This is a genomic window from Sporosarcina sp. OR05 (assembly GCF_041414805.1).
Taxonomy (GTDB): domain Bacteria; phylum Bacillota; class Bacilli; order Bacillales_A; family Planococcaceae; genus Sporosarcina; species Sporosarcina saromensis.
Genome location: NZ_JANKJL010000001.1, coordinates 658,607 through 684,233, shown reverse-complemented (window position 1 = coordinate 684,233; position 25,627 = coordinate 658,607). Strand labels below are relative to the sequence as shown.

Sequence of the window (25,627 nt, the reverse complement as noted above, 5' to 3'; positions counted from 1 at the left end):
TGCTCACCTCTTTCATTCAAATTCGTAAGACATAGCGGACAATACGTATAATGGAGCTGTTTCGGTGCGTAAAATACGTGGTCCTAATGAAACAGAAAGAAATCCTGCAGTCGACATTGAAGCCGTCTCTTTTCTGGACAGGCCACCTTCCGGACCAAAAACAACTAATACTGATTGTTTATCATACACGTTTTTCAGTCTCTCTGCAATCTTGTTCGGACGATCACTTTTGGCATCTTCTTCATCTGCATAAAGACAAACATCGTATTGAGAGGAAACTTGGATTAACTGTTTGAACGACAAGGGTTCACTAACATTCGGAATAACCGTCCTGTGACATTGTTCGGCTGCTTCCTTTGCGATTTTACGTAAACGTTCTACTTTTTTATCGCCTTTCTTTGCGTCCCATTTGACAATCGACCGTTCTGCTTCAAATGGTATAACAGCATGCATCCCAAGTTCAGTACCTTTTTGAACGATCAAATCCAATTTATCGCCTTTCGGCAAACCACACGCGATCGTCACCTTGACTGGCATCTCGTTTAAGGGAAGAGAACCTTCCTGCCGTTGAATGGTTACCCCATCAGGTTGAGTCTGAATAATGCTCGCGACGCACGCTTCACCTTCTGATACAGCAATCAGTGTATCGCCGACCGTCATTCGCATTACTTTTACGATATGCTTACTATCTTCTCCGGTAATTGTTGCATTTCCTTCATTACTAAATGGAGTATCTAGAAAATAGCGTTGCATCGTTACGCACTCCTTTTGGAAGCAACAATTGCAACCCACTCTTCCATTAAAACGGATTCTACAATCTCAAATCCTTTTGCAATCAAATCTTCTTTTACCAAGTCTCTCTTTTGCGCAATAATGCCAGATACGATGAAAAGGCCTTCATTTGGCAATATGTCAAATGCATCCTGGGAGAATGTCATGATTACTTCTGCTAGAATGTTTGCAACGATGATAGATGCCGGGTCTTTGACAGAGTCCAATAAGTTTCCGTGTGTTACTTGAATCGTTTCATGCACTTTGTTCAAATGAATGTTTTCTTTTGCAGCCGTGACTGCGACTTCATCGAGATCCAATGCATGAACATGAGATGCCCCAAGGAGTGCAGCACCAATTGCTAAAACACCAGAACCTGTACCTACATCAATGACACGATCGCCCTTTTTCACATACTTCTCCAGTGCTTGTAAACACATGACCGTTGTAGGATGCGTCCCCGTTCCGAAAGCCATGCCGGGATCAAGTTCAATAATTAATTCATCTGAAGCCACCGGAGTGTAGGTTTCCCAAGTGGGCACAATTGTAAAACGTTCTGAAATTTTAACTGGGTGGTAATACTTTTTCCATGCTGTTGCCCAATCTTCTTCATCCACTTCGTTCGTTTTTACAATATTCATACCAATGTCAAGTCCGTAATCTGCTAAATCATTAACAGATTCACTAATTTCCTTCACTGTTTCGATTAGAAAACTGTTGACTGGCAAATAGGCTTTTACAATGACCCCTTCTGCTGGGAAGTCATCTTTGTTCAATTCGTAAATTTCTCCGAATCGATCTTCATGAATTTTATCAGGCTCATGGGAATCTTCAATGATCACCCCACTCGCACCTGCTTCATGTAAAATGTTTGCAACGGCTTCAGTTGCTTCGTGTGTCGTATGGATGGAGATTTCAGACCACTTCAACAGCATTCATCCCTTTCAATCGCCTTTTATCGTCCGCTTGATTTTATCAAATAAAGAACTTGAGAACTCGTCTGGTGAACTTCCTTCAATTGAAGCAAATTCACGTAGCAATTCCTTTTGTTTTTCAGTCATTTTCTTAGGTGTTACCACTTTAATGATGACATGTTGATCACCAATCCCATGCCCGTGGACATTTTTTATCCCTTTGCCTCTTAAACGGAAGTTCGTTCCAGTTTGTGTACCTGCAGGTATTTTCAATTTAACATTCCCATGGACTGTTGGCACTTCGATTTCGTCTCCTAATGCAACTTGCGGGAAGGTCATTGGTACTTCTAAATAGATGTCGTCATCTTCACGAACAAAGCGCTCATGATCTCTGACGCGGAAGACGATATATAAATCGCCGGATGGTCCACCATTTATGCCTGCTTCACCTTGACCGCTCACACGCAATTGTTGACCGTTGTCAACGCCTGCAGGGATAGTTACTTTAATTTTTTTACGTTTTATTACGCGACCTGCACCATGGCAAGTGTTACATTTTTCTGGGATGATTTTTCCTGTTCCTTGACAATGTGGACATGTCCGTCTGTTTACCATTTGACCAAGTGGTGTATTTTGAGTCACTGAAATTTGACCGGAACCACCACAGTGTGAACATGTATTGACTGGTGTACCTTTTTTCGCACCTGTGCCAGAACATGTGTCACAAGCTTCTTCACGCGGTACTTCAATTTCAGTTTCTTTACCGAACACTGCTTCCATGAAATCAATTGTCATTGTATATTGGAGATCGTCACCTTTTCGTGGCGCGTTTGGATCACGGCGTCGTGAACCACCACCACCGAAAAACGAACTAAAAATATCTTCAAAACCGAATCCGTCTGCAGCGCCACCACCAAAGCCACCAAAGCCTTGATTTGGACCAGCGTGACCGAATTGATCATATTGTGCTCGTTTATTTTCATCGCTTAAGTTTTCGAATGCTTCTGTCACTTCTTTAAATTTCTGTTCAGCACCAGCTTCTTTGTTCAAATCAGGATGGTATTGTTTAGAAAGTTTTCGATAGGCTTTTCTGATTTCTTCTTTTGTAGCTGTTTTAGGCACGCCAAGCACTTCGTAATAATCTCGCTTACTCATCATTCCACTCTCCCATGAATCATTGACTGCTTATTCAAATGAATGAGCAGTAGACTCCTGCATCCATACAATTCAATAGATGCATATTGGAACCCAACTGCCCGTAAATTTTCCCGTTACCAACCATCAACAGGTTGGAGACTCGCTTCATTGTAACACGCTAAGAAAAAAGAGACAAAAGTGCGGTCATTTCTCCACTTCTTTCTTTTATCTTTCAAAAAGAAAAAGTCAAAGCCGGAATATCGGACTTTGACTTTTCCGTCAATCGGTCGATCAATTAGTTTTTCTTGTCATCTTCTACTTCTTCGAAATCAGCATCTACTACACCATCATCTTTCGATTGGTTGCCTGCTTCGCCGTTTTCACCTTGCGCTTGTGCTTCTGCAGCAGCTTGTTCATAGAGCTTCATTGTCATTTGTTGAACGATTTCTTCAAGCGCTTCTTTCTTCGCACGCATGTCTTCTAACTTGCCTGCTTCAATTGCAGCTTTCAACGCTTCTTTCGCTTCTTCAACATTTTTCACTTCTTCTTCAGAAACTTTGCCTTCCAAGTCTTTGACTGTTTTTTCAGCCATGAATACGAGTTGGTCCGCATCGTTTTTCAAGTCTGCTTCTTCTTTACGCTTTTTATCTTCTTCTGCATTTGCTTCAGCGTCTTTTACCATGCGATCAATTTCATCATCAGAAAGACCTGAGCTAGATTGAATTGTAATGTTTTGTTCTTTTTGCGTTCCAAGATCTTTCGCCTTAACAGTTACAATACCATTTTTATCGATATCAAATGTTACTTCGATTTGTGGAACGCCACGTGGTGCTGGTGGAATATCTGTCAATTGGAAACGACCAAGTGTTTTGTTGTCTGCTGCCATTGGACGCTCACCTTGTAACACGTGAATGTCTACTGCTGGTTGGTTATCAGCTGCTGTCGAGAATACTTGTGATTTACTTGTAGGAATTGTCGTATTCCGTTCAATCAATTTTGTAAACACGCTGCCCATTGTTTCAATACCAAGGGAAAGTGGCGTTACATCCAATAAGACGACGTCTTTCACGTCTCCACGGATGATGGATCCTTGAACCGCTGCACCCATTGCAACTACTTCATCAGGGTTTACGCCTTTAAAAGGCTCTTTACCTGTTTCTTTCTTAATTGCTTCTTGAACTGCCGGGATACGTGTAGAACCACCAACAAGGATGACACGGTCAATTTCAGATGGAGACAAACCAGCATCTTTCATCGCTTGACGAGTTGGCACCATTGAACGCTCTACTAGGTTCGCAGTCAGTTCATCAAACTTCGCACGGCTTAGAGAAATTTCCAAGTGAAGAGGACCTGCTTCTCCAGCAGTGATGAATGGTAATGAGATTTGCGTTGATGTTACACCAGAAAGGTCTTTTTTCGCTTTTTCTGCCGCATCTTTCAAACGTTGCATCGCCATTTTGTCTTTTGACAAGTCAATGCCGTTCTCTTTGCGGAACTCTTGTACAAGGTAGTCGATAATGACATCATCAAAGTCATCTCCACCTAATTTGTTGTCTCCCGCCGTTGCACGGACTTGGAATACACCGTCACCAAGTTCAAGGATAGATACGTCGAACGTCCCGCCACCTAAGTCATAGACGAGGATTGTTTCATCTTCTTCTGTTTTATCTAAACCATATGCTAATGCTGCAGCTGTTGGTTCGTTAATGATACGCTCAACTTCTAAACCAGCAATCGTACCAGCATCTTTTGTCGCTTGACGTTGTGCATCATTGAAATAAGCCGGCACAGTAATAACTGCTTTCGTTACTTTTTCGCCTAAATATTCTTCTGCATACCCTTTCATATATTGAAGGATCATTGCAGAAACTTCTTGTGGCGTGTACTCTTTATCTTCAACTTTTACTTTGTAATCTGTACCCATATGTCTTTTGACGGACATAATCGTATTTGGATTTGTAATGGATTGACGTTTAGCGACTTCACCAACTTGTCTTTCACCATTTTTAAATGCTACAACAGATGGCGTTGTGCGGTTGCCTTCCGGATTCGGAATTACTTTTGCTTCTCCACCTTCATAGACTGCTACTACTGAGTTTGTAGTCCCTAAGTCAATACCAATAATTTTGCTCATTCTAAATTCCTCCTAAATAAATGCGTCTCAACAAGTAATTATTATTCGTTAACTTTAACCATTGTTGGTCGAAGAACACGATCTTTTAACATATACCCTTTTTGGAGCTCCTGAAGCACAATACCTGAGGCTTTGTCAGGGTCACTGTCTGTCATGACGGCCTGATGGAAATTCGGATCAAATTCCTGGTCTTGCGCTTCGATTTCTATTAATCCTTCACCTTTCAGTGAATCCATCAGATTTCGATAAATCATCTCCATACCCGTAAGTAGAGATTGTGTTTCTTCCGCTTTGACTTCTACAGCAAGCGCGCGTTCGAAATTGTCCAATACTGGCAAGAGGTTTGTCAGAAGACTTTGCGCTTTGTATTTGTTTAACGCTTCCTTATCAAGAGTTGCTCTTCTTTTGGCATTCTCAAAGTCTGCTAAAACACGCAGCAACTTATTTTCTTGCTCTTGGAGTTTTGTTTCCAATTCACGAATGCGTTCCTCTTTCTCGTCAACTTCTTCAGGTTCACCAGCTAGTTGGTCCTCACCTTCATCAGTTCCATTCGTAGGTTGCTGATCTTCTTCTAGTTGAACTTCGTGTTCAGCCTCTTCAGGAACCTGTTGTTGTGAAACGGTTTCCTCTGTTTCTTTCTTAGTCACTTCAGCCATCAATCTTTCCTCCTGTCCAATCCGTCGCCGCCTATTGACAATTTTCCAAGTGCTTTAGATAAATCACCACTTAAAATATCCAACATCGTAATGACTCTACCATAATCCATCCGTTTTGGTCCGATAATTGCAATTGCACCTGTTACGTTACTACCTGCAGCGTATTTAGCGGTGATGACACTACAGTCTTCAATTGCATTATTGTTGTTCTCAGAACCAATTCGTACATGAATTCCTTGTTTGTCATCTTGGAAAAAAGTCATAGCAGGCATGCCATTTTCCATCATTTCAAAAAACAATTTCATCTTTTGAAAATCATGGAATTCCGGTTGCTTCATCATGTTCATTTTACCGCCAAAATATAAACGTTCTTCAGGCTTGATTGTCATAGCCCGTTGGAACGAAGCAAACAAGTCACCAGCTTGGTGTACATGTTGGTCAAAAATCATTTTCACTTCACGGGCAAGCTTGTTTTGAAGAAAGCTTAACGGGGTTCCTACTAGACGTTCATTTAAAATATTGACCATTTTTTCAATATCGGATGCGCGCATACCATTTGGCACGTCAAAAACCCGATTTTCAACATGCCCATTGTCGGTAACGATAATTGCGACCGCTTTTGTTTCATCCAACGGAACGATGGAGAACCTTTTCACGGAGTGCATGGACATGTCTGGCCCTAATAATACTGCTGTGTAATTCGTCAATTCAGAAATAATCTTCGCGGAATTACGAATGAGTTCTTCTGTTTCTACAACGCGGTCCTGAAAAATGGAACGCAATTGGACACTGTCTTCCACTGTCAATTTTTCTGGTGTCAGTAAATGATCGACATAAAAACGGTATCCTTTGTCAGAAGGGATTCTTCCTGAAGAAGTATGGGTTTTTTCAAGATAACCCAGTTCTTCCAGATCAGCCATTTCATTCCGAATCGTTGCAGGACTGAAAGGCGCTTCCGGTTTTTTAGATAACTGCCTTGACCCGACAGGTTGTGCGGACTCGATGAAATCGTTAACCGTCAGTTGCAAAATAAGCAATTGTCTGTTTGTCAACATGATCATCACTCCTGTTAGCACTCTTTATAAGCGAGTGCTAATACTACTCATAATTTATCAAATTGACGATTGACTGTCAACGGATAAACTCGAGGTTACATAAGAAATTGTTGAAACACTTCATTGCCCCTAAAGATTCCCTTCCTCGTCAGTTTAATACGAGTCGGTGTCAATTCAATTAACCCTTTTTGGTTTAAGTCGTTGAGCACTTTTCCGTACACATCTTCAAGCGTTTTGCCGAACTTCTCATGAAATGTGTGCGTTGATACACCTGACAGCTTACGTAAGCCTAAAAACAACTCTTCCTCCATCGCCTCCGTTTGCGTCACTTCATGTTGTTCCATAATGGGTCTAGCTTGTGACTCTAAACTGCCCATGTATTTTTTTAACGGGCCAAGATTTGCATATCGCCAACCGTTCAAATACCCGTGCGCACCAGCACCAATTCCGGCATATTCATCATTTTCCCAATAAATGAGGTTGTGCACCGATTCAAGACCTGGTACAGAGAAATTGCTGATTTCATATTGCCGCTTGCCCTCTTTATGCATTCTTTCCATGAGGACCTCAAACATTTCTGCTTCGGCGTCCTCTCCCGGTAGAGGTAATTTCCCTTTATTCATTAAGTTGTAAAACACAGTTTTCGGTTCTACGATTAATGAATATGCTGAGTAATGAGGCAAGTCAAGTCCTAGCCCAAGGTCAAGCGTCTCTTTCCATTGTTGCATTGTTTGATCGGGTAGTCCGTATATTAAATCAATGCTAATGTTCTCAAAACCGATGCGTCTTGCATCCTGAACCACCTTTATCGGGTCATTCGCGCCATGCGTCCGTCCAATTCGTTTCAATAGTTGTTCATCAAAAGATTGGACACCAATGCTTAATCGGTTTACGCCTCCGTTTTTTAAGACCGCCAGCTTACCTGCTGTCAATTCATCTGGATTCGCCTCAGTTGAAAACTCTTTTAATGAACGAACATCCACAAATTGATGAACGATTTCGAGTAAGCGTTCTAACTGCTTTTCTGATAAGGAGGTCGGTGTTCCACCTCCTATAAACACCGTCTCTAACTCGTTGAATGAATGCCCTTCATCCACCATTATCGAAAGTTCCGTTCCGATGGATTCGATATAAGCATCCACTGGTTGATTTTGAAAGAATACTTTATTGAAATCACAGTAATGACAAATTTGATGACAGAAAGGAATATGAATGTACATGCCTCGCATAAAAAGTGTGCTCCTTTCTAAACTGCTAATGGTCTAAACAATATCGTTGGATCTTCTACATCCAATTAGTTTACCTTATCAAGTCGCTCGCTACAAATGAACGGATTCCATAGAAAAAGGAGTCCCATTCGGACCCCCGTCTCCTTTTACTCTTCATCCATTTTAAGAACTGCCATGAAGGCTTCTTGCGGTACTTCAACAGAACCGACTTGCTTCATACGCTTTTTACCTTCTTTTTGTTTCTCTAACAATTTCCGTTTACGTGAAATATCTCCACCGTAACATTTCGCCAATACGTTTTTACCGATGGATTTGATCGTTGAACGAGCAACAATCTTTTGTCCAATCGCTGCTTGTACTGGCACTTCGAATTGTTGTCTCGGAATTAATGTCTTCAACTTTTCGACAATCGCTTTTCCACGTTCATAGCTGAAATCACGGTGAACAATGAAGCTCAAAGCATCTACTTGCTCACCATTTAACAAGATGTCCATTTTCACAAGTTTCGATTGTTTATAACCGATTAACTCGTAATCAAGTGATGCATAGCCTTTCGTGCCTGATTTTAATTGATCGAAGAAGTCATAAACGATTTCCGCGAGCGGTAGTTCATAAATGATGTTTACACGTGATGCATCCATGTAATCCATTGTTTTGAAGTTTCCACGTTTTTGTTGGCAAAGTTCCATTACTGAACCAACATATTCGTTCGGAACCATAATCGACGCTTTTACATATGGCTCTTCTACATAATCCACTTTTTGAGCGTCGGGCATCATTGATGGATTGTCCACTTTCTTTTGGGTACCATCAGTCAAAACAACATTATAAATAACACTCGGCGCCGTTGTAATGAGGTCAATCTTGAATTCACGCTCAATACGCTCTTGAATGATTTCCATATGCAAAAGGCCTAAGAATCCACAACGATATCCGAAACCAAGTGCTTGGGAAGTCTCGGCTTCGTATTCGAGTGCAGAGTCATTGAGTTCGAGCTTTTCAAGCGCTTCACGTAAGTCTACGTATTTCGATGAGTCAATTGGATACAATCCACAAAATACCATAGGATTCATTCGACGGTATCCCGGAAGCGGCTCGCTCGCCGGGTTTTTAGCGTTCGTTACTGTATCACCAACACGTGTGTCACCGACATTTTTAATGGCAGCTGATAAAAACCCAACATCTCCGACGGATAGTTCATCACGTAAAGAAACATTTGGCGTGAAGACTCCTGTTTCAATAACTTCGAACTCTTTACCTGTCGCCATCATGCGGATCTTATCACCCGGTTTCACGGTTCCTTCAACAATACGGATATTGACGATGACACCTTTGTATTGATCGTAATGCGAGTCAAAAATCAAAGCTTTTAGTGGTGCTTCTGGATCTCCGGTCGGTGCAGGTACTTTTTCAACGATTTGTTCCAATATCTCTTCTATACCGATGCCCGCTTTTGCGGAAGCATGTACAGCTTCAGAGGCATCAAGACCAATAACATCTTCAATTTCCTGTTTCACTTTGTCAGGATCTGCTGCTGGTAAATCAATTTTATTAATAACCGGCAATATTTCAAGGTCATTATCGAGCGCAAGATACACATTCGCTAATGTTTGCGCTTCAATTCCTTGCGCTGCGTCTACTACAAGTATTGCCCCTTCACAAGCAGCAAGGCTTCTTGATACTTCATACGTGAAATCGACATGCCCAGGTGTATCGATTAAATGGAACGTATAATCTTCACCATTTTTAGCTGTGTATTTCAATTGTACCGCATTTAACTTGATCGTAATTCCTCTTTCACGCTCTAAATCCATGGAGTCCAATGTTTGCGACTTCAATTCGCGCGAGCTAACGGTTTCAGTCTTTTCCAATAATCGATCGGCTAATGTCGATTTCCCATGGTCGATATGCGCGATAATGGAGAAGTTTCGTATATTCTTTTGACGTGCCATTCTCTCTTCATGATTCATCTGTCAGTTCACTCCTATATAAGCTATTTGCATTATAGCAAATAACTGATAAACATGTTACATTTTCTTATTTCAAATTCCAAACTACTATAGATACTTTGTAGGCTTCTCAAGTCTAACAGATGAATGGCATTAGATAAAGAATGGCTTTCGGAAAAAGGGTTGTCCTAAAGTAAACAAAAAATCGTCCATACGATATCCTACATAGATAATCGTTTAGGACGATTTTTATGTTGCAAGCCTTGTAATTGTCACCGTTCCGCTCAAACACTTATTTTTCAGTTCCTTCTCCTTGCTCCACTAATTCTTTCACAGCTTCTGCAATGACGCCAATTGTCCGATTCAACTCTTCTTCGTTGTTTCCGATGCCTCCTAGTTCAATCAAGATGATTTTCGGATGTAAATCTTGATTGTATTTGCCATCGACACCTGCTCCACCTTTAGAAATTACATTTCGTGTAATACCAGGTATCCTTTTTTCCATCTGCAACTTCAATTGTTTTGTAAGCTGTTCGTTTTGTTTATATCCGGCATGATCCGTCCCGACAACAAACGCTACTTTTGCATAACGCTGTCCCTCATGGACGAGCGTTGTCAATTCCGGTCCGACTGCATCCCGGTGTATATCTATAATGAGATCATACTCTTTTTCGGCTAAACGTTTTTTAACGTGAGGTCGGATTTCTTTATAGGCTCTCGCATAAGGAATACGGTTTTTCAGCATTTCTTTCATAATGTCCACTTCAATCGCTTCTGCTTCCAATCCATTGATGGTTAGTTGGTTTTTCAGTTTTTCTCCCATCTTCATGATATTTTCCGTATGGTGTGAAACGGCTACTTTGCCATCCGCGGCTTTCGTCATCGGTTCATACGCTTCATGCGAATGGGTGTAGTACAATAACACTTTGCCAGCGGTCACTTCAGTCGGAACGACAGGTTCAACTTCTTCCTCAACAACATTGGATGCATACACGATCAATGCGTTCTCTTTAATGATTTTAGTGTTGGAGATTTTGGATTCTTCCGGTATAAATTGAATGATCACCGGGAACAGGAAAAGAGCGAATACGATAACGGTCCAAATTTGCATATTTTTCTTCAAGCGACATCCCCCCGTCTAAAACTATATGCTTGAAGAAGGAGGTCAATGACTCGTTTTTATCGTTTCCATCCAATCCGTAACAGCAGTCGCAAGTAAGTCTGCATATTGATATGCCCATGAGTCGATTTCTTTTGGGGAGATGAACGTATTCAACTCATGGTTTGCCAAAACTTCTTCAAACAATTGAACGCGTTCTTCGTGTGGCCAAGCTGTCCAATCGCCAAAAATGGGTACCAATGTCGATTGATCTGCATTTTTATTTTCACTACGTAGCCAAGGAGAAACGGACAAGCGAGAAGAAGGGCTATTTTCTTCTTCAATTTTTGTTGCAATGTAATTGAATAACGTATTGATGGCATCTGCGATTAGCACAGGTCCATCTACGACTGTCGGAATGCCAATTGCGATTACAGGCACCCCTAATGTTTCACGGGATACCTCTTTTCTGCTATTCCCTACTCCCGATCCTGGATGGATTCCCGTATCCGTGAGTTGAATGGTTTTACATAATCTCGAACTGTCTCGGGCGGCTAACGCATCCACAACAATTAAAAGGTCTGGTTTAATTTCCGTAACGATTGCTTTGACAAAATGGGCTGTCTCAAGACCTGTTTGGATTGTGACACCTGGCGCATAGACATAAAGTTCACTTCCCTCATCTGAATAGTAGTGAGGAACGATTTCTTTCATACGGTCCATTGTCAATGGCCCGACTGCATCCGGTGTCACTTCACGATTGCCAAGACCAATCAATAATATTTTCCCACTTTGCAAGTTCGGAATGTGCGCTGTCATTTCAGCCAACTTCGTTTTTAATACGTTCGTCAACTCCTCCAATCCATCTGTGTCAGATGGAGTTAACGTGGGACAAGTCAACGTCAAGTATTTTCCTGCCTTTTTCCCAATACGTTTCTCCCCTTCAGCATCTATCGTCACTGAAGTAACAATGACTCTACCCTTTCTTTGCTCATCGAATAACACGCCCTTGGATTCTTTCAATGTTTCTTTTTCTTGCTCAGTCCGATGGCGTACCATCTCTTCGTGTTCTACTAACAAGTCCGTACGAAAGAAATTCAACTTTTCCATTGTCATCACCTCATGATGCAGTTTGCACGTTGTGTCAAGGAAATATTCTTTGCATATTTTTATTGCGTTCTTGCGCTCATTTTGCTAAAATGTTAATGTTGTATAGAGATATCCGGATGGTAATTATGGAAACACTCTTGCCTTACCTGAAATTGGAGGTGAATGGAATGCCAAACATTAAAGGTGCTATTAAGCGCGTTAAACAAAGTGCTGCTGCAAATGAGCAAAACTCACAAATTAAAGCTGCTATGCGTACTGCTGTACGTAAAGCTGACACTGCGATCGTCAATAAGGAAGAGAACGCTACTGATCTTTTGAAAGACGCAGTTAAAAAATTGGACACAGCTGCTCGTAAAGGTCTAATCCACAAAAACACAGCTGCTCGTCAAAAAGCACGTCTTACAAAAAAGGCGCTATAAGAGAAAAGGCTGTACCTTGTTAACATGGACAAGGTACAGCCTTTTTCATTCGCCTCGCATTGGATCCATAAAGAAAATTTCCAACACTCTCTCCCTCTTCCCACCAGTTGATTTCAATTGATGGTCAATATGGGCGAGTCGCTCTAAAATCCGTAACAACCTTTGCATCGATGGAATCCGTCGATTTTCCATAATCAATTTTACGCGATAAGGATGCACATTCAACGTTTTCGCGATTTGTTGTTGGTGATACCCTTTTTTCACCAGTGACGACACATGAATCATCAAACGGATTTGTCCCGCGATAAGTGACGTCAACATGATTGGTTCCTCACCGTTTCGTAAGAGGTCATGGTAAATCTTGATCGTTTCAGGTACATTTCCTGTCATATAAGCATCCGTCAATCTGAATACATCCATTTCGGGTTGACGAGGGACGAGCATTTCAACAATTTGCCCAGTAACTTCTCCATCACCGTCCATGTACATCGCAATCTTTGCAATTTCTGACGATAACGCGAGCAAACTATCTCCTGCCATCGTAACAAGCAACTGCGCAATTTCTCCGCTAATTGTAATTCCTCTACTCGCTGCTTCCTGTTGAACCCAAGTCGTTAAATCTCGGCCAGTTAGCGGAGATGTTTCGACAACGACTGCTTTTTGTTGGAACAGCTTCGTAATTTTTTTTCGACCGTCCAATTTTTCATAAGGCGCAACAAACACCACGACAGCGGTAGGCGAAGGATTTTCCAGCCATTGCTCTAACAATGAAACATTATGTACAATTTTCTCTTTCGATTTATCAGCAGCTTTTAAAAATGTTGCATGGTTGGCGATAATGAGCTTTCGTTCTTCTAGAAACGGCAGCGTGTCCGCCTCTTCAATGACAGCTTCTATCGGCGTCTCCTCTAAATCAAAACGAATCACCGTTGCTGCGTCAATATCAGGCATCGCTTTGATAAGCCGTTGGACCGTTGTATCAATTAACTGTTGTTCGATTCCCGTAAGCAAATAGACCGGTTCGATGTTACCGTTACTGATTTTTTTCCAAATTGCATTGACCACAAATTTCCCCTCCAGTCTAAAGCTGTTTTCATTATACAGCACGTTCCCCTAACTATGAACACTTTGTGTCGTTTGTCATAAAGTCTTACGAATAAATCGTTACATATAGATTTTTTAGTCATTATCATCTATACTATATAGGAATTGGAGGTGTAGCAATGAATGAGTTTGAACATGACGTACAGTCAAAACGCAATGATTTAATTGATTCTGGTGTCGGCTTTGTTGTAGCATTCGTAGCTTTTTCTGCAATTTTCGTTATTGCTACAGTTATCGACTTCGTCGCACAATAATTGTACGATGAATAGACGGTCTGTTTAGTCCTTAATTGAACTAGACAAGACCGTCTTATCAATTTCTTGTAGCTGAAATGACATACTTCCCCTTATTTACTGAAATTGTAATCGATCCATCTTCAGCAGTTGAATACGACTTCACATTATACTTGTGAAGAGTCTCTATCACTTCTTCATGCGGATGGCCGTAGCGATTGTCCTTCCCATACGACAAGATGGCTACTGTCGGTCGTATCATTTCGATGAAAGCATCTGAACTCGATGTCCGGCTGCCATGATGACCCGCTTTTAAGAAGACTTCCCCCCAATTGATATGTCGGTAGTCCCGAATGAGCTTGCTTTCCCCTTCACGTTCCAAATCACCAGTAAAAAGAAAATTCGGCCCTGTTGTTTGCATGAACAAAACAAGCGAACTATCATTCCCTTTATAAATTCCTTCATCTGGTGCGAGGTAAGTGAAAGTGATCGACGAGTTAGACCAAGTAGCCCCTTCAGATACGGTTAACACCGGTATTTGCTTCGCTCTCGCCAGTTCCAATACTTCTTTCATCGTCTCTTCCTTCTCAGTATGCGGCGCAATATGAATTTCCACCACTTCAATTTCTTCTATTATTTCATCCGCAGCTTCCATATGATCACTATCTGCATGCGTAAGGATTAGCTTATCTACCTTCGTAATACCTTTCCCTTTTAAATAAGGAAGAACAATTCTTCTACCCACTTCGAACTCTTTTTCAGGTGTCTTCCAATCTTGTTCACCCCACCTGACGACTCCTCCCGTATCCACCACATATACACCTTTACGATTCGGCAATTCGATAACAATTGCATCCCCTTGTCCGACATCTACATACGTTACGCGTAACGTCGAATCCAAATAAGGCGTAAACTGTATACATAATGCTGGGACAAGTAGGAAAAGTGAAGCATAGAATAGATTTCTCCTCTGTTCTATTTTGATGAAAAAGACCAAGCTACCGATCAATGCCAGCGTTACAAATAGAGGATGAGGTTTACCAGGAGTCCATAATTGAAAAGGAAGCGAAGCGAAGAAAAAAGTACCTTCTTCTACCAAAACTCTAAAGGGTGTATACAATGTAAAACTAATTGAAGCAAGGACTGGCGCAACATACGTGAATACAAGTAATAAAATATTTGCTGGTAAAATAATCGTCGCATACAACGGTACATAAAGTAGATTCACGAAGAAAGAAGACAAAGACAGTTCATAAAAATGTACCAATAAAATTGGATATAATGCAATTTGTGTAATCGCCGTAACGAGAAAAGCTACTACTATTGGTGACTGTGCCCTCGATAAGAGCGTACTGGAGTAAACGAGGGAAAAAGCAGCCACATAGGACATTTGAAATCCAGGCTGGAAGACGACATACGGTTGCCAACTAATAAAAAGGATGGCACTAAGGGCTAATGCATCGTCTGTCTTCATCTTCATTTTTCCAGTAGCTGTTAATAAAACAAGCATCGTGACCAATACCGCCCGCCATACAGAGGGTGCGCCTCCTGCAAGCACAGCATACAGAGGTAACAGGATAACGAGCAACGTATCCACGGTTTCCATTCTGACATTCATTCGAATGAGCAAAACCCGTATAAAGTATGTCAACAATCCTACATGAAGTCCCGAGATCGCAAACAAATGTGTAATGCCTAATGTACGATAGGTAGCTGCCAGTTCGTCTGACATCCCACTACGATCACCTATCAATAACGCTTTCGCCTCAGTTTGCAAATCAACTGGAAATAGTCGTTCAATATGCTGTTGCACCGACCATCGATGTGCACTTAGCGATGAATACAAACCGTTTGCATATCGGACTTCTACCAACATATCTGATTCAAACAAATTAGCAGCACCATTCATTCGTAAGTATGAAGCCATTTGAAATGAATACGCATGTGGACTATCTGGAATTTGTTTGAAAGTCCCAGCTAGTTTCATTTGTAAAGATGGAATATGCATAGACTGAAATTGCTCTTTCTCACGTTCACTTTCAAGCCGATAAATAACATAGACGACGTCACCAGTTTGTGTTTTCGCAAACCCTTTAAGTGAACCGCCATCGACTTTCACTTTGTCCGTCCATCGAATATCAATCACGTCATCAACGAATTCATTGGAAAAAGGTATTTGTGTAGAGAAAAAAGTATAAGAAATAATTGCCGTAGCCAATGCAATAATGGGGGTCAAATAATCTTGTTTTCTACGAAGAAAGATGGGGATAAGAAGGAGATTAAGTGCCAGTAAATGAACCTGACCGTACACAGCAAATGCCGATACGGTCAACGGTATCATCACATAGATCAGACGTATTTGACCGATCATTTTCCAAATAAGTCATCCATCCTTTGTCTGAATGGAACAAGTTCTTCATGCGGAGTGCCAACGCTCTCCATTTTTGAAAGCAAGTCATGCATAAGCTCAATTTTTAAATCCTTCGTGAAGTCCACTTCCCTTTCGTCAAAAGGAATGTGTTTTACTTCGACGCCTGATTGTTCAAAAAGCGTTATCGCATAAGCATCATTTTTGTAATCAGTTGCATAATTGACCTTCTTTATGCCTGACTGGATGATCGCTTTTGAGCATTGCAAGCACGGAAAATGTGTGACATATAACGTCGCACCTTCCACAGGACTCCCGTACTTGGAACATTGCAATAATGCATTCATTTCAGCATGGATGGTGCGGACGCAATGGTTGTCCACAACATAACATCCATTGTCGATGCAATGATCTCCACCTGAAATCGAGCCATTATAACCGCCTGCAATTATCCGGTTATCTCGAACGATCGTTGCACCTACAGCAAGCCTCGTACACGTGCTTCTGACTGCTAGTAAATGGCATTGCGCCATGAAAAACTGATCCCATGTAATTCGCTCCATATGTATGCCTCCTAACATTAGTTCACTGAAATATAAGTTTTCAACTTATCGAATGTTTTCTGTCCAATGCCAGACACTTCCATAATTGCATCTACTGTTTGAAACGGTCCATGTTCCTCTCGATATTGAAGTATCGCAGTCGCTTTCGAGGGACCAATCCCCGGTATCGTCATAAGCTCTTGCATATTCGCAAGATTAATATTTACCGTAGACTCATCAACAGCAGTTTCTTCTTCGTGTTGGCCGAGCAGCCCAACAGATGCCAGTGGCTCAACTTCCTCGCCTTCACTTGGAACATAGATGAAAAATTCATCATGAACCTTCATCGCGTGATTCAGCATCTTTGTTTGCGCATCAGGTAAATAACCGCCTGCCGCGTTAATTGCATCGATAAGACGGTCGCCCTCCAACAAGGAGTATACACCTGGATATTTTACGGCACCACGAATATCCACAACGATTGGAGCTGGTTCACTCAATACCGTTGGGAGTGGATCATCAGCGGGTAGTTCAGCCGCTATTGTCGGTTCTTCATCAATTACATTCATAACAGGAGATTTTCCGCTGACAATTGCAGATGTATTGTCATTTTGCTCTCGGGGGAAGAACAAGAATACGGATAGGATTGCGATTGCTGCAATAGGGGTAATGATTATGCGCCATTTTTTAGAGAGCTTCGTAAAAAACAGTGCAGTCACCCTTTCTACGAGGCATTCACATGGAGTCCTTCCCACTATAAACGATTTCACAGAAAATTGAAAGTGTTATTTGCGCACTTGAAAAAATATTCTTTCGCTTTCCTCATGTGGTGGCTCATCTTCCCAGTCAGAAAAAATCCGTTCAATGTGAAAACCTACATCAGCTAGCATTTCTGCATAACGATTGACTGGGAAAGTGCGTTGTGTATGACGCTCGTCAAAACGGCGATACAGTCCGCTACCTTGTTTAACGAAAAAAGCAAGCTCCGAATAGACGGAGTATGCTTCTTCCCCTTCTTCTGTTTCCCATATGTACGTAATCTTTTCATTATCAAACGTAAATGGACCTTCGAGGAAAATTGTATCCATTTTAAAAGTAGAATGGACATCAAACAACAAGGTGCCACCGTTTTGTAACACTGAGTAGATGCCTTTGAACGTTTGGAGTACCTCTTCTTCGGTACACACATAATTTAATGAATCGATTGCAATCACTGCTGCGTCAAAGCTAGGATTCCCAGCAATTTGTTGCATCGGCAGTTGATTGAATTCGATAGATAGCGAGGAATCAATCGCCCGATTGCGAGCAACTTCAAGCATGTCGTTTGAAAGGTCGATGCCCGTGACTTCCGCACCCATTTGCGCAAGCTTCACTGACAGCAACCCTGTTCCACAACCGACATCCAATACCTTTTTTCCATTTAGTCTGCCAATTGCTAATTCAAGCAGTTCAACATAGTCATCGTACGGAATATCGGTCATTAATTCGTCATAGACCGTCGCAAATTCCTTATATGCTGCTGTCATTGCATTTCATCCAATTGTAATAACGGCGCGTCTCCCCACAATTTTTCAAGGTTGTAATAGCCACGCTCATCTTTATGGAATACATGAACGACTACATCCCCAAGATCAACAAGGACCCATCGTCCGTTGTCCAACCCTTCCATTCTTCTCACTTCATAGTTGTGCTCAGCAGCTTTATCGACTACTTCTCTTGCGATTGCTTGCACTTGTCGTTCAGAGTTTGCATGGCAAATGATGAATTGGTCTGCAATTAATGAGATTCCTTCCATATTTAGAACGACAATTTCTTGTGCTTTCTTATCATCTACCGCTTTATAAGCTGTTTCGAGTAATGTTGGCATATTTTCACGATTCCTTTCGTAGTTGCGTTTTTTGTACATGTTCATTATAACATTCAAGCGAGTCCGGAAAAACCGCCACATGGTTGTCCAGTAAGTATTTAATGGAATGTGACACGCAATCCCGCATCACTCGGTCTAGAGATTTACCTTCTACGGTACGTAATTGTTCAATACCAGGAAACGCTCTGCCCGGTTCGATTAAATCGGCTACATAGACAATCTTCTCAATGGGAGACATTCCCGCTCTTCCCGTCGTGTGATACCGGATGGCGTTAAGAACATCTTCATCGGTCACATTGAACGTTTTTTCTGCAATAATTCGGCCAGCTGCAGCGTGCCATAACTCGTGATGGAAAGTGAGGAGTCGCACATCTTCACCATGCTTTTCAATCAGTGTGCGCATTTCTGCTGGTTCCATGAATTTTGCGATATCATGAAACAACGCAGCTAGTTCGACACGTATTTCATCCACATCATAATGGCGCGCTAACGTCTTGGCAGTGGCAGCCACTCGTAATACATGCTCATATCTTTTCTGAGGTAGTCTACGTTCAAGTTCTTCTTTTAGCAGTTGTACTTCCATACAGACCCTCCTGTCGAATATACGATATGACCGGATCCGGTACTAGAAATTGAATAGACTGTCCCGCTTCCGTCCTTTTTCTAATCATCGTAGAAGAAAGATCGATTGATGGGATATCTATGAACTCAACTGGAATGACTGATTGTTCACCTGAAGAGCCCGGCCGTTGGACACCTACAAACGTGACCAACTTACATAGCGCTTCGATTTGAAACCACTGTGGCAGTATGTCGATCATGTCTCCACCAATGATGAAATAAAAATCCGTTTCAGGTTCCACTTCTTTTAAAGCTCTCATTGTATCATAGGTGTACGAAACACCACCACGGTCAATTTCAAATGAAGATTCCATTAACCCATCCGTGCCTTCAACTGCAAGCTGTACCATCCGCAACCGTTGTGCTGGTGTTGCATCGGTTGGATTGTGTTTATGAGGAGGAATTGCAGTAGGCATGAGACGCACTTCATCTAATCCAAGTGCTTGTTTCACTTCATTTGCAATGATTAAATGTCCTATATGTGGCGGATTAAACGTACCTCCCAATAGTCCAATTTTTCTCATCGACAGTCCCTCTTATGGCAAAACAATCCGTTTTTTTTCTTTTGATTCTTTATAGAGCACAAGAATTTTTCCAATCACTTGTGCAACATCAATACCTGCTTCTTCAAGTCTTTCAGCAATTTCACTTTTATCTTCTTCGCAATTTTGCAAAATGCTCACTTTAATCAATTCACGTGCTTCTAATGCTTCCTCAATCTGCTTAATGATTGGTTCAGTTAGACCACCTTTCCCAATTTGAAAGATCGGTTGAAGGTGATGTGCTTCACTTCTAAGGTAACTTTTTTGCTTGCCTGTTAACATTTAATTTCCTCCAAGTTTTTCTGAGATTGTTTGAATCATTGTTGTTGTGTCCGGGTAAATACCCGTCCATAATTCGAATGCCAATGCACCTTGGTGAACAAACATGCCAATGCCATTCACCGTACGCCCGCCACTTATACGTGCTTGATGAAGGAATTCAGTTTCTAATGGATTGTAAATAATATCTGCTACAATCGTATCTTTATGAATACCAGTAGGATTTAATGGCATACCGGACTGTGCATAATTCATCCCAACAGATGTAGTTTGCACGAGTAATGAATATTGATTGACCATCGCTTCCGCTTCTTCAATTGAAAGTACAGTAGCATCGGGGTACTTGCCTTGCAACTGTTGTGCCTTTTCCACAGTACGATTTGTAAATGTCAATGATCTGCATCCCGCTTCATGTAAAGCGAAGGCGATACCACTGGCCGCTCCACCTGCCCCAATCATTAAGATCGATCGATCGATCACTTCTTCTGGATAAACCTCTTCAAGCGATCTGTAAAAACCACGACCATCTGTATTTGTCCCGTACAAAGTCCCATCTTCCATCACGCAAACCGTATTCACAGCATTCATTTGTTTTGCCGCTTCATCCACTTCATCTAAGAACGGAATGATTGCTGTCTTATGAGGCACAGTAACATTCCAGCCACTACAGCCAAGTTGTTTTAAACTTGCTACAGTTTTCTCCAAATCCTCCGACTTTACCCGAACCGGAATATAGGACGCATCAATTCCATTCTCCTTGAACCACGCATCATGCATGGCTGGTGACATGGATTGCGCAATTGGGTCACCAATGACTGCGTACCATTTTTTCATGTTGTGCCCCTCCTTAAATGAGTGAAGGTCGTAGAACAACATTCACGCCACGTGGGGCATGTACTGCCACGACAACACCCGGATGTTGGATGGTGATCCAGCCTAATCCGGATATTACAACGTCCATTTTGGAATTCTTAATGGAAAATTCATGCCTGACGAGTGGAGGCAATTTTTCAACTGATTCACCGGTTGGCGGTGCAAGCATTCCACCACGATGCGAAGCATACAACGCATCGGCATTTTCCAGTTTCGTCCGATGGATCGTTAATTCATTTGAAACATGAATGGTGAACGACGAACGATCACCTGCCATAAAATCAAATCTTGCTAACCCACCAATAAATAACGTTTGTTGTGCGTTTAACTGAAACACTTTCGGCTTCAGTTCTTTTTTCGGTGTAATCGCCTTTAAATCTTTAGCGTCTAGATGATGTGCGATTTGATGCTCATTGATAATACCTGGCGTATCATAGATTGCTTTCCCGTCATCCATCGGGATTTCAACAAGGTCAAGCGTTGTACCCGGGAAGTGCGAAGTCGTAATGACTTCTCCCATGCCGGTAGCATTTTTAATGATGCGGTTAATGAACGTCGATTTTCCAACATTTGTACAACCGACGACATATACATCTTTGCCTTTACGGTAATGGTCGATTGCAGCCATCGCCTCTTCCATTCCATGTCCTTTATGGGCAGAAATAAGCAAAACATCAACCGGCTTTAATCCAAGCTTTGCAGCTTCCGCCTTCATCCAATTAATGAGACGATTGCGATTGACAGACTTTGGCAGTACATCTGATTTGTTACCGATGAGTAAAATATCTTTTTGGCCAACAAAACGTTGCAACCCATTAATCCAACTTCCATTAAAATCAAAAATATCGACGACTTTAATAACTAAGCCTTGTTTTTCACCAATTCCATTCAGAATCGCTAAAAAATCATCACCTGATAATGAAACAGGTTGTAACTCATTGTAATTTCTTAATCGAAAGCATCTACGACAGATGACTTCCTCTTTCTCCAAAGAAGCGGCAGGTGCATACCCTTCTTTTTGGGGGTCGTCTGTTTGTATTTCAATTCCACACCCAATACATGTAATTGGTTCCAATGTTATTCCTCCCATTCAATCAGTCCCGAACGTTTCAGCTTGGCCATGATTCTTCTTTCAATTTTGCGATTGAATTTCGTGAAAAATCCATCGGAACTAGCTACAGGCACAACAAGTATCGTATGCACACCGAAACGGTTGCCACCTAACACGTCCGTCATGAGCTGATCACCGACCATCACGACTTCTTCCCTTTTCAGTCCCATGAGCGCAAGCGCTTTTTTAAACGATCTACGTAAAGGTTTACGTGCGTCAAAGATGAATGGTGTTCCTAAAGGATCACAAAACGCCTTCACGCGCAATTCATTATTATTCGAGAGAATTGTCACCTTTAAACCAGCCTGCTCCATCATTCGGACCCATTCAATAATTTCAGGTGTAGCTTCAGCACGGTCCCATTCAACAAGCGTATTATCCAAGTCAGTGATGATTCCTTTAATACCTTTTTCCAGTAATGTATCCGGTGAAATTTGAAAGATGCTTTTTACATATTCATCCGGTAAAAAGTTTTTATACAAAATATCCACTCCGTTAGTTCACTTTTTCAAATTAATTATAGCATAACATACGCCTAAAGTAGGTGTTGCAGTTATTCGAACCCTTCATACATAACGTTTCTTCAACATCGAATTAAAACAAGCCATCTACGCATATGCTGTCATAGAACGACACAGGAGGTGGACTGATGAGCGGGTTTGTCATGGCACTCGTCCAACTGTGGGTCGAAATCCCAGCAATGGTAGGATACATTCGGGGGCAGGCATTCCGTAGACCACTGTCACAAGCAGAAGAAGCGGATTGTTTGAAACGATTGGCAGAAGGTGATGAAAGTGCACGAGATGAGCTCATTGAAAGAAACATGCGCCTCGTTGCTCACGTCGTAAAAAAATTCCATCCAAAACACGAACAACTTGATGATTACATTTCGATCGGTACAATCGGGCTTATGAAAGCGGTCAACAGTTTTACATTGGACCGAAAGACCAAACTGGCAACATATGCAGCCCGTTGCATCGAAAACGAAATACTTATGTACTTGCGCACACAAAAGAAAGTGCAAAAAGATGTCTCGCTATTTGACCCGATTGGTACTGATAAGGATGGCCAATCTTTACAAATCGCAGACTTACTGCAAACTGACGAAGAAGCGCCAATTGAAACGGTGCAACAAAAGGAACAAAAAGAGAGGCTATATCGACATCTTGGCAAATTGGATAGTCGAGAGTTAGAAATTATCCAACGGCGATACGGTTTGTTAGATGACAAACCAATGACCCAAAAAGAGATTGCAGAGCAACTGAACATTTCCAGAAGTTATGTTTCACGCATTGAAAAGCGGGCGATCGTTCGATTATATCAACTGTTTAAGCACGAATACAATGAGTGAACGTTTCTTCAGTCATCCGTTGCTCACAATAAGTCATTGAAAAGGCGTTTCCAACCACAGGGTACGGCCCTGTGAAAGGAAACGCCTCTTGTTACGTTTATAAACTACCTCTGTTTGTAAAAGAAATCAGTCTGCACTAACCTCGCGCATGATGACTACCGCAATCACAGTCGATGCAAAAAATACACCTGCCATTAGATAAAACATCGATGATCCCCTCCTTTAAACGAAATAATACCTGTTTGTATCATATCATAAAGCCCTTACAATTTCGATAGGACATGCATGACAATTTCCGAAGAATGCTTAGCAGCCAACGGAAGGAATTCATCGAAACTGATGGACGCTTCTTGCCCAGCAATATCAGACAGTGCACGGATGACAACAAACGGTGTTCCGAATTGGTGACAAACTTGAGCCACTGCAGCAGCTTCCATTTCAGCAGCAATCATCGTCGGGAATTGTTTTTTCACAAGTTGTACGCGAGAGGGGTCGCTCATAAACACATCTCCAGATGCAATAAGACCTGTAGCGTGTCGATGTTCACCAATCTCTTCAACCGCTTCCTTTGCAAGTGCAATCAACTTGTCATCCGAACGGAATGCATTTGGCATACCTGGCACTTGTCCAATTTCATAACCAAAAGCTGTGACATCCACATCATGGTGCCGCACTTCATCGGAAATCACAACTGCTCCGACTTCCAGATCCTCTTTAAATCCTCCTGCTGAACCTGTGTTCAAGATAGCCTCAGGAGCGTAGTTCTGAATAAGTAATGTCGTTGCAACCGCTGCATTCACTTTCCCAATGCCGCTTTTCACAAGAATTACCTCGTGACTGCCGACACTTCCTTCAATGAATTCACAGCCAGCAATCGTAGTTGTTGTAGCCGCATCAATTTTCCCTCTTAACAATTCCACTTCTTGTTCCATTGCACCAATTATTGCGATTTTCATGTTGTTTACCCTCCGTGTCAGCGGACAATTTCCACTTAATTAATAGTCAAAATCTAAAGTTGTTAGTTTGTCCATCTTTACAGGCTTCCACCCTGCTCCATCGATCCATTCCAAATAGACACGGTACTTTTGTTGCTTGTCTTTTGTTGAAACAATTCCAATCGATTTTTGAGGGCTTCCACCGTTTTTGATTTTCCAATAAATTAACTCATTTTCCGGAATGCCAGTCGCATACGCAATGGCCTTCTTTTTCTCATTCCAGTCAACTGAATTACCATCGTATTTGGAAGTATGCGCACCAGATTGCTCGGTCCCAATTGGTTCCCATGCAGTATTGACAACCGTTTCTTCAATAATTGCATCGTCGTTAGGTACGATCGTTACAGAACCAGCTTCCGTATCCTGCTCTTCTTCTTTACTTCCGGTTGCGTCCTCTTCATCCTCTAGTGCCGAGTCCTCTGACGTTCCATCTGTTTCATCGTCCTCGTCCTGTCTGGATGTCTCATCGTCTGCTTCAGCACCCTCGTCCGTACTTGAATCATTCTTTTGCTTGTCAATTGGTACTTCTTCAGATGCCTGATCGTCTTTTTTCCCTTTATCTTTACCACCTGTTATAAGAGTAGCTCCAACGATGAGTATGAGTACGACCACGATGCCAATCATTATGTTGAGGAAACGATTACTTTTGTTGTGACGTTTTTTTCGGTTAATCCGAGAAAAATCTTCATGTTCATTCATTTTCTATTCCCCCTGATCATCCTTGCATCTAATGAAGAATGGCCACCATATAGACGGCGGCCACTTTCAATTACTTGATTTCGACAATTACAACCGACATTTCTCCGCCTGGTGTGATGATTTTCACTTCGTCACCTTTGCTTCGGCCTAGTAACCCTTTTGCGATTGGTGAATCGTTAGAAATTAAGCCTTCAATTGGGTTTGCTTCAGCTGATCCGACGATTGTATACGTCTCTTCATCCCCATCTGGGAGTTCCTTAAATGTAACCGTTTTCCCTAGTTGCACTTCATCGTTGTTCAATTCATCTTCTGTAATGATAACAGCATTACGGATCATCGATTCCAAAGAAGAAATTTTCCCTTCAACAAACGCCTGATCTTCTTTCGCAGAATCATACTCTGAGTTCTCAGAAAGGTCACCGTAACTACGTGCGATTTTGATACGTTCTACTACTTCTTTTCGTTTAACCGTTTTTAGAAACTCAAGTTCTTCTTCTAATTTCTTTTTCCCTGAAACTGTCATTGGATATTTTTTTTCTGATACCATCATACAACACTCCTCATATTCC

At 41.7% G+C, this 25,627-nt stretch carries 28 protein-coding genes; 3 read left to right on the top strand and 25 right to left on the bottom strand.

Translation table 11 applies throughout. The features are described 5' to 3' along the window. Nucleotides 1-12: 12 nt before the first annotated feature. The 10 genes from NRI27_RS03200 to gpr form a co-directional block, all read right to left on the bottom strand. Entirely contained in the window at nt 13-753 is a 741-nt protein-coding gene (locus NRI27_RS03200; protein WP_371389506.1) for a 16S rRNA (uracil(1498)-N(3))-methyltransferase, read from the bottom strand. Between the two features lie 2 nt (nt 754-755). Beyond that, nucleotides 756-1,700 (bottom strand): 50S ribosomal protein L11 methyltransferase, encoded by a 945-nt coding sequence (gene prmA / locus NRI27_RS03195; protein ID WP_371389505.1) that lies wholly within the window; start codon nt 1,698-1,700, stop codon nt 756-758. A gap of 15 nt (nt 1,701-1,715) precedes the next feature. After that, on the bottom strand, nt 1,716-2,840 hold the full coding sequence (gene dnaJ, locus NRI27_RS03190; protein WP_371389504.1) for a molecular chaperone DnaJ: 1,125 nt from the start codon (nt 2,838-2,840) through the stop codon (nt 1,716-1,718). 277 nt (nt 2,841-3,117) lie between these two features. Further along, nucleotides 3,118-4,956 carry a molecular chaperone DnaK gene (gene dnaK, locus NRI27_RS03185; RefSeq protein ID WP_371389503.1) on the bottom strand — a complete coding sequence of 613 codons (1,839 nt, stop codon included), beginning with the start codon at nt 4,954-4,956 and terminating at the stop codon, nt 3,118-3,120. Nucleotides 4,957-4,997: 41 nt separating this feature from the next. Next, on the bottom strand, nt 4,998-5,612 hold the full coding sequence (grpE, locus tag NRI27_RS03180; RefSeq protein WP_317942194.1) for a nucleotide exchange factor GrpE: 615 nt from the start codon (nt 5,610-5,612) through the stop codon (nt 4,998-5,000). Next, nucleotides 5,612-6,667: a heat-inducible transcriptional repressor HrcA gene (hrcA, locus tag NRI27_RS03175; RefSeq protein WP_317942195.1), complete on the bottom strand. Its 1,056-nt coding sequence runs from the start codon at nt 6,665-6,667 to the stop codon at nt 5,612-5,614. Before hrcA ends, grpE begins: the two co-directional genes overlap by 1 nt. A gap of 95 nt (nt 6,668-6,762) precedes the next feature. Continuing rightward, a complete protein-coding gene (gene hemW, locus NRI27_RS03170) occupies nt 6,763-7,896 on the bottom strand; it encodes a radical SAM family heme chaperone HemW (protein WP_371389502.1) in 1,134 nt (377 codons plus the stop codon). Nucleotides 7,897-8,042: 146 nt separating this feature from the next. Further along, complete coding sequence (lepA, locus tag NRI27_RS03165; RefSeq protein WP_371389501.1) at nt 8,043-9,866, bottom strand: translation elongation factor 4; 1,824 nt, start codon at nt 9,864-9,866, stop codon at nt 8,043-8,045. Between the two features lie 271 nt (nt 9,867-10,137). Further along, nucleotides 10,138-10,968, bottom strand: a complete 831-nt coding sequence (spoIIP, locus tag NRI27_RS03160; RefSeq protein WP_371389500.1) for a stage II sporulation protein P — start codon at nt 10,966-10,968, stop codon at nt 10,138-10,140. Between the two features lie 42 nt (nt 10,969-11,010). Continuing rightward, nucleotides 11,011-12,054 (bottom strand): GPR endopeptidase, encoded by a 1,044-nt coding sequence (gene gpr / locus NRI27_RS03155; protein WP_371389499.1) that lies wholly within the window; start codon nt 12,052-12,054, stop codon nt 11,011-11,013. Between the two features lie 167 nt (nt 12,055-12,221). Between gpr and rpsT the strand changes: the two genes are divergently transcribed. Beyond that, nucleotides 12,222-12,473: a 30S ribosomal protein S20 gene (rpsT, locus tag NRI27_RS03150; protein ID WP_317942200.1), complete on the top strand. Its 252-nt coding sequence runs from the start codon at nt 12,222-12,224 to the stop codon at nt 12,471-12,473. A 45-nt stretch (nt 12,474-12,518) separates the two neighbouring features. Here the strand turns inward: rpsT and holA are convergent, their stop codons facing one another. Beyond that, nucleotides 12,519-13,538 carry a DNA polymerase III subunit delta gene (gene holA, locus NRI27_RS03145; protein WP_371389498.1) on the bottom strand — a complete coding sequence of 340 codons (1,020 nt, stop codon included), beginning with the start codon at nt 13,536-13,538 and terminating at the stop codon, nt 12,519-12,521. A 158-nt stretch (nt 13,539-13,696) separates the two neighbouring features. Here holA and NRI27_RS03140 point away from each other — a divergent pair, with 158 nt between their 5' ends. Beyond that, on the top strand, nt 13,697-13,831 hold the full coding sequence (locus NRI27_RS03140; RefSeq protein ID WP_317942202.1) for a YqzM family protein: 135 nt from the start codon (nt 13,697-13,699) through the stop codon (nt 13,829-13,831). A 58-nt stretch (nt 13,832-13,889) separates the two neighbouring features. Here the strand turns inward: NRI27_RS03140 and NRI27_RS03135 are convergent, their stop codons facing one another. The 11 genes from NRI27_RS03135 to NRI27_RS03085 all read right to left on the bottom strand — a co-directional run bounded on the left by NRI27_RS03135 (nt 13,890) and on the right by NRI27_RS03085 (nt 22,495). Then, entirely contained in the window at nt 13,890-16,181 is a 2,292-nt protein-coding gene (locus tag NRI27_RS03135) for a DNA internalization-related competence protein ComEC/Rec2 (RefSeq protein WP_371389497.1), read from the bottom strand. Further along, nucleotides 16,178-16,741: a ComE operon protein 2 gene (locus NRI27_RS03130; RefSeq protein WP_317942204.1), complete on the bottom strand. Its 564-nt coding sequence runs from the start codon at nt 16,739-16,741 to the stop codon at nt 16,178-16,180. The genes NRI27_RS03135 and NRI27_RS03130 overlap by 4 nt, the downstream gene beginning before the upstream one ends. A gap of 17 nt (nt 16,742-16,758) precedes the next feature. Next, nucleotides 16,759-17,439 carry a helix-hairpin-helix domain-containing protein gene (locus NRI27_RS03125; protein ID WP_371389496.1) on the bottom strand — a complete coding sequence of 227 codons (681 nt, stop codon included), beginning with the start codon at nt 17,437-17,439 and terminating at the stop codon, nt 16,759-16,761. Between the two features lie 66 nt (nt 17,440-17,505). Continuing rightward, nucleotides 17,506-18,246 carry a class I SAM-dependent DNA methyltransferase gene (locus NRI27_RS03120; RefSeq protein WP_371389495.1) on the bottom strand — a complete coding sequence of 247 codons (741 nt, stop codon included), beginning with the start codon at nt 18,244-18,246 and terminating at the stop codon, nt 17,506-17,508. Further along, the gene (rsfS, locus tag NRI27_RS03115; protein ID WP_317942207.1) at nt 18,243-18,587 is read right to left on the bottom strand and encodes a ribosome silencing factor; all 345 of its coding nucleotides are present in this window, start codon (nt 18,585-18,587) and stop codon (nt 18,243-18,245) included. Before rsfS ends, NRI27_RS03120 begins: the two co-directional genes overlap by 4 nt. 4 nt (nt 18,588-18,591) lie before the next feature. After that, entirely contained in the window at nt 18,592-19,170 is a 579-nt protein-coding gene (yqeK, locus tag NRI27_RS03110) for a bis(5'-nucleosyl)-tetraphosphatase (symmetrical) YqeK (RefSeq protein WP_371389494.1), read from the bottom strand. Beyond that, nucleotides 19,139-19,732, bottom strand: a complete 594-nt coding sequence (locus NRI27_RS03105; protein WP_371389493.1) for a nicotinate-nucleotide adenylyltransferase — start codon at nt 19,730-19,732, stop codon at nt 19,139-19,141. The genes yqeK and NRI27_RS03105 overlap by 32 nt, the downstream gene beginning before the upstream one ends. Before the next feature lie 12 nt (nt 19,733-19,744). Then, on the bottom strand, nt 19,745-20,032 hold the full coding sequence (yhbY, locus tag NRI27_RS03100) for a ribosome assembly RNA-binding protein YhbY (protein ID WP_317942210.1): 288 nt from the start codon (nt 20,030-20,032) through the stop codon (nt 19,745-19,747). After that, entirely contained in the window at nt 20,033-20,863 is an 831-nt protein-coding gene (gene aroE, locus NRI27_RS03095) for a shikimate dehydrogenase (protein ID WP_371389492.1), read from the bottom strand. A gap of 13 nt (nt 20,864-20,876) precedes the next feature. After that, nucleotides 20,877-21,992 (bottom strand): ribosome biogenesis GTPase YqeH, encoded by a 1,116-nt coding sequence (yqeH, locus tag NRI27_RS03090; protein ID WP_371389491.1) that lies wholly within the window; start codon nt 21,990-21,992, stop codon nt 20,877-20,879. Continuing rightward, the gene (locus NRI27_RS03085; protein ID WP_317942213.1) at nt 21,980-22,495 is read right to left on the bottom strand and encodes a YqeG family HAD IIIA-type phosphatase; all 516 of its coding nucleotides are present in this window, start codon (nt 22,493-22,495) and stop codon (nt 21,980-21,982) included. The genes yqeH and NRI27_RS03085 overlap by 13 nt, the downstream gene beginning before the upstream one ends. Nucleotides 22,496-22,662: 167 nt before the next feature. Here NRI27_RS03085 and sigK point away from each other — a divergent pair, with 167 nt between their 5' ends. Then, a complete protein-coding gene (gene sigK, locus NRI27_RS03080; protein ID WP_317942214.1) occupies nt 22,663-23,364 on the top strand; it encodes an RNA polymerase sporulation sigma factor SigK in 702 nt (233 codons plus the stop codon). Between the two features lie 263 nt (nt 23,365-23,627). Here the strand turns inward: sigK and mtnN are convergent, their stop codons facing one another. From mtnN to greA, 3 genes are all read right to left on the bottom strand, one after another. Further along, entirely contained in the window at nt 23,628-24,320 is a 693-nt protein-coding gene (gene mtnN, locus NRI27_RS03075) for a 5'-methylthioadenosine/S-adenosylhomocysteine nucleosidase (RefSeq protein ID WP_317942215.1), read from the bottom strand. A 39-nt stretch (nt 24,321-24,359) separates the two neighbouring features. Further along, nucleotides 24,360-25,058, bottom strand: coding sequence for a YrrS family protein (locus NRI27_RS03070; RefSeq protein ID WP_371389490.1), 699 nt, complete (start codon nt 25,056-25,058; stop codon nt 24,360-24,362). 70 nt (nt 25,059-25,128) lie between these two features. Continuing rightward, the gene (gene greA, locus NRI27_RS03065) at nt 25,129-25,605 is read right to left on the bottom strand and encodes a transcription elongation factor GreA (protein ID WP_317942217.1); all 477 of its coding nucleotides are present in this window, start codon (nt 25,603-25,605) and stop codon (nt 25,129-25,131) included. Nucleotides 25,606-25,627 lie beyond the last annotated feature (22 nt).

Bases quoted from the DNA above. Each gene is read 5' to 3' on its own strand.
- NRI27_RS03200 (WP_371389506.1), bottom strand. From the start codon at position 753: ATGCAACGCTATTTTCTAGATACTCCATTTAGTAATGAAGGAAATGCA.
- dnaJ (WP_371389504.1), bottom strand. From the start codon at position 2,840: ATGAGTAAGCGAGATTATTACGAAGTGCTTGGCGTGCCTAAAACAGCT.
- dnaK (WP_371389503.1), bottom strand. From the start codon at position 4,956: ATGAGCAAAATTATTGGTATTGACTTAGGGACTACAAACTCAGTAGTA.
- grpE (WP_317942194.1), bottom strand. From the start codon at position 5,612: ATGGCTGAAGTGACTAAGAAAGAAACAGAGGAAACCGTTTCACAACAA.
- hrcA (WP_317942195.1), bottom strand. From the start codon at position 6,667: ATGTTGACAAACAGACAATTGCTTATTTTGCAACTGACGGTTAACGAT.
- hemW (WP_371389502.1), bottom strand. From the start codon at position 7,896: ATGCGAGGCATGTACATTCATATTCCTTTCTGTCATCAAATTTGTCAT.
- lepA (WP_371389501.1), bottom strand. From the start codon at position 9,866: ATGAATCATGAAGAGAGAATGGCACGTCAAAAGAATATACGAAACTTC.
- gpr (WP_371389499.1), bottom strand. From the start codon at position 12,054: ATGGAAAAGTTGAATTTCTTTCGTACGGACTTGTTAGTAGAACACGAA.
- rpsT (WP_317942200.1), top strand. From the start codon at position 12,222: ATGCCAAACATTAAAGGTGCTATTAAGCGCGTTAAACAAAGTGCTGCT.
- NRI27_RS03140 (WP_317942202.1), top strand. From the start codon at position 13,697: ATGAATGAGTTTGAACATGACGTACAGTCAAAACGCAATGATTTAATT.
- NRI27_RS03135 (WP_371389497.1), bottom strand. From the start codon at position 16,181: ATGATCGGTCAAATACGTCTGATCTATGTGATGATACCGTTGACCGTA.
- NRI27_RS03130 (WP_317942204.1), bottom strand. From the start codon at position 16,741: ATGGAGCGAATTACATGGGATCAGTTTTTCATGGCGCAATGCCATTTA.
- NRI27_RS03120 (WP_371389495.1), bottom strand. From the start codon at position 18,246: ATGACAGCAGCATATAAGGAATTTGCGACGGTCTATGACGAATTAATG.
- rsfS (WP_317942207.1), bottom strand. From the start codon at position 18,587: ATGCCAACATTACTCGAAACAGCTTATAAAGCGGTAGATGATAAGAAA.
- yqeK (WP_371389494.1), bottom strand. From the start codon at position 19,170: ATGGAAGTACAACTGCTAAAAGAAGAACTTGAACGTAGACTACCTCAG.
- NRI27_RS03105 (WP_371389493.1), bottom strand. From the start codon at position 19,732: ATGAGAAAAATTGGACTATTGGGAGGTACGTTTAATCCGCCACATATA.
- yhbY (WP_317942210.1), bottom strand. From the start codon at position 20,032: ATGTTAACAGGCAAGCAAAAAAGTTACCTTAGAAGTGAAGCACATCAC.
- aroE (WP_371389492.1), bottom strand. From the start codon at position 20,863: ATGAAAAAATGGTACGCAGTCATTGGTGACCCAATTGCGCAATCCATG.
- yqeH (WP_371389491.1), bottom strand. From the start codon at position 21,992: ATGGGAGGAATAACATTGGAACCAATTACATGTATTGGGTGTGGAATT.
- sigK (WP_317942214.1), top strand. From the start codon at position 22,663: ATGAGCGGGTTTGTCATGGCACTCGTCCAACTGTGGGTCGAAATCCCA.
- mtnN (WP_317942215.1), bottom strand. From the start codon at position 24,320: ATGAAAATCGCAATAATTGGTGCAATGGAACAAGAAGTGGAATTGTTA.
- NRI27_RS03070 (WP_371389490.1), bottom strand. From the start codon at position 25,058: ATGAATGAACATGAAGATTTTTCTCGGATTAACCGAAAAAAACGTCAC.
- greA (WP_317942217.1), bottom strand. From the start codon at position 25,605: ATGGTATCAGAAAAAAAATATCCAATGACAGTTTCAGGGAAAAAGAAA.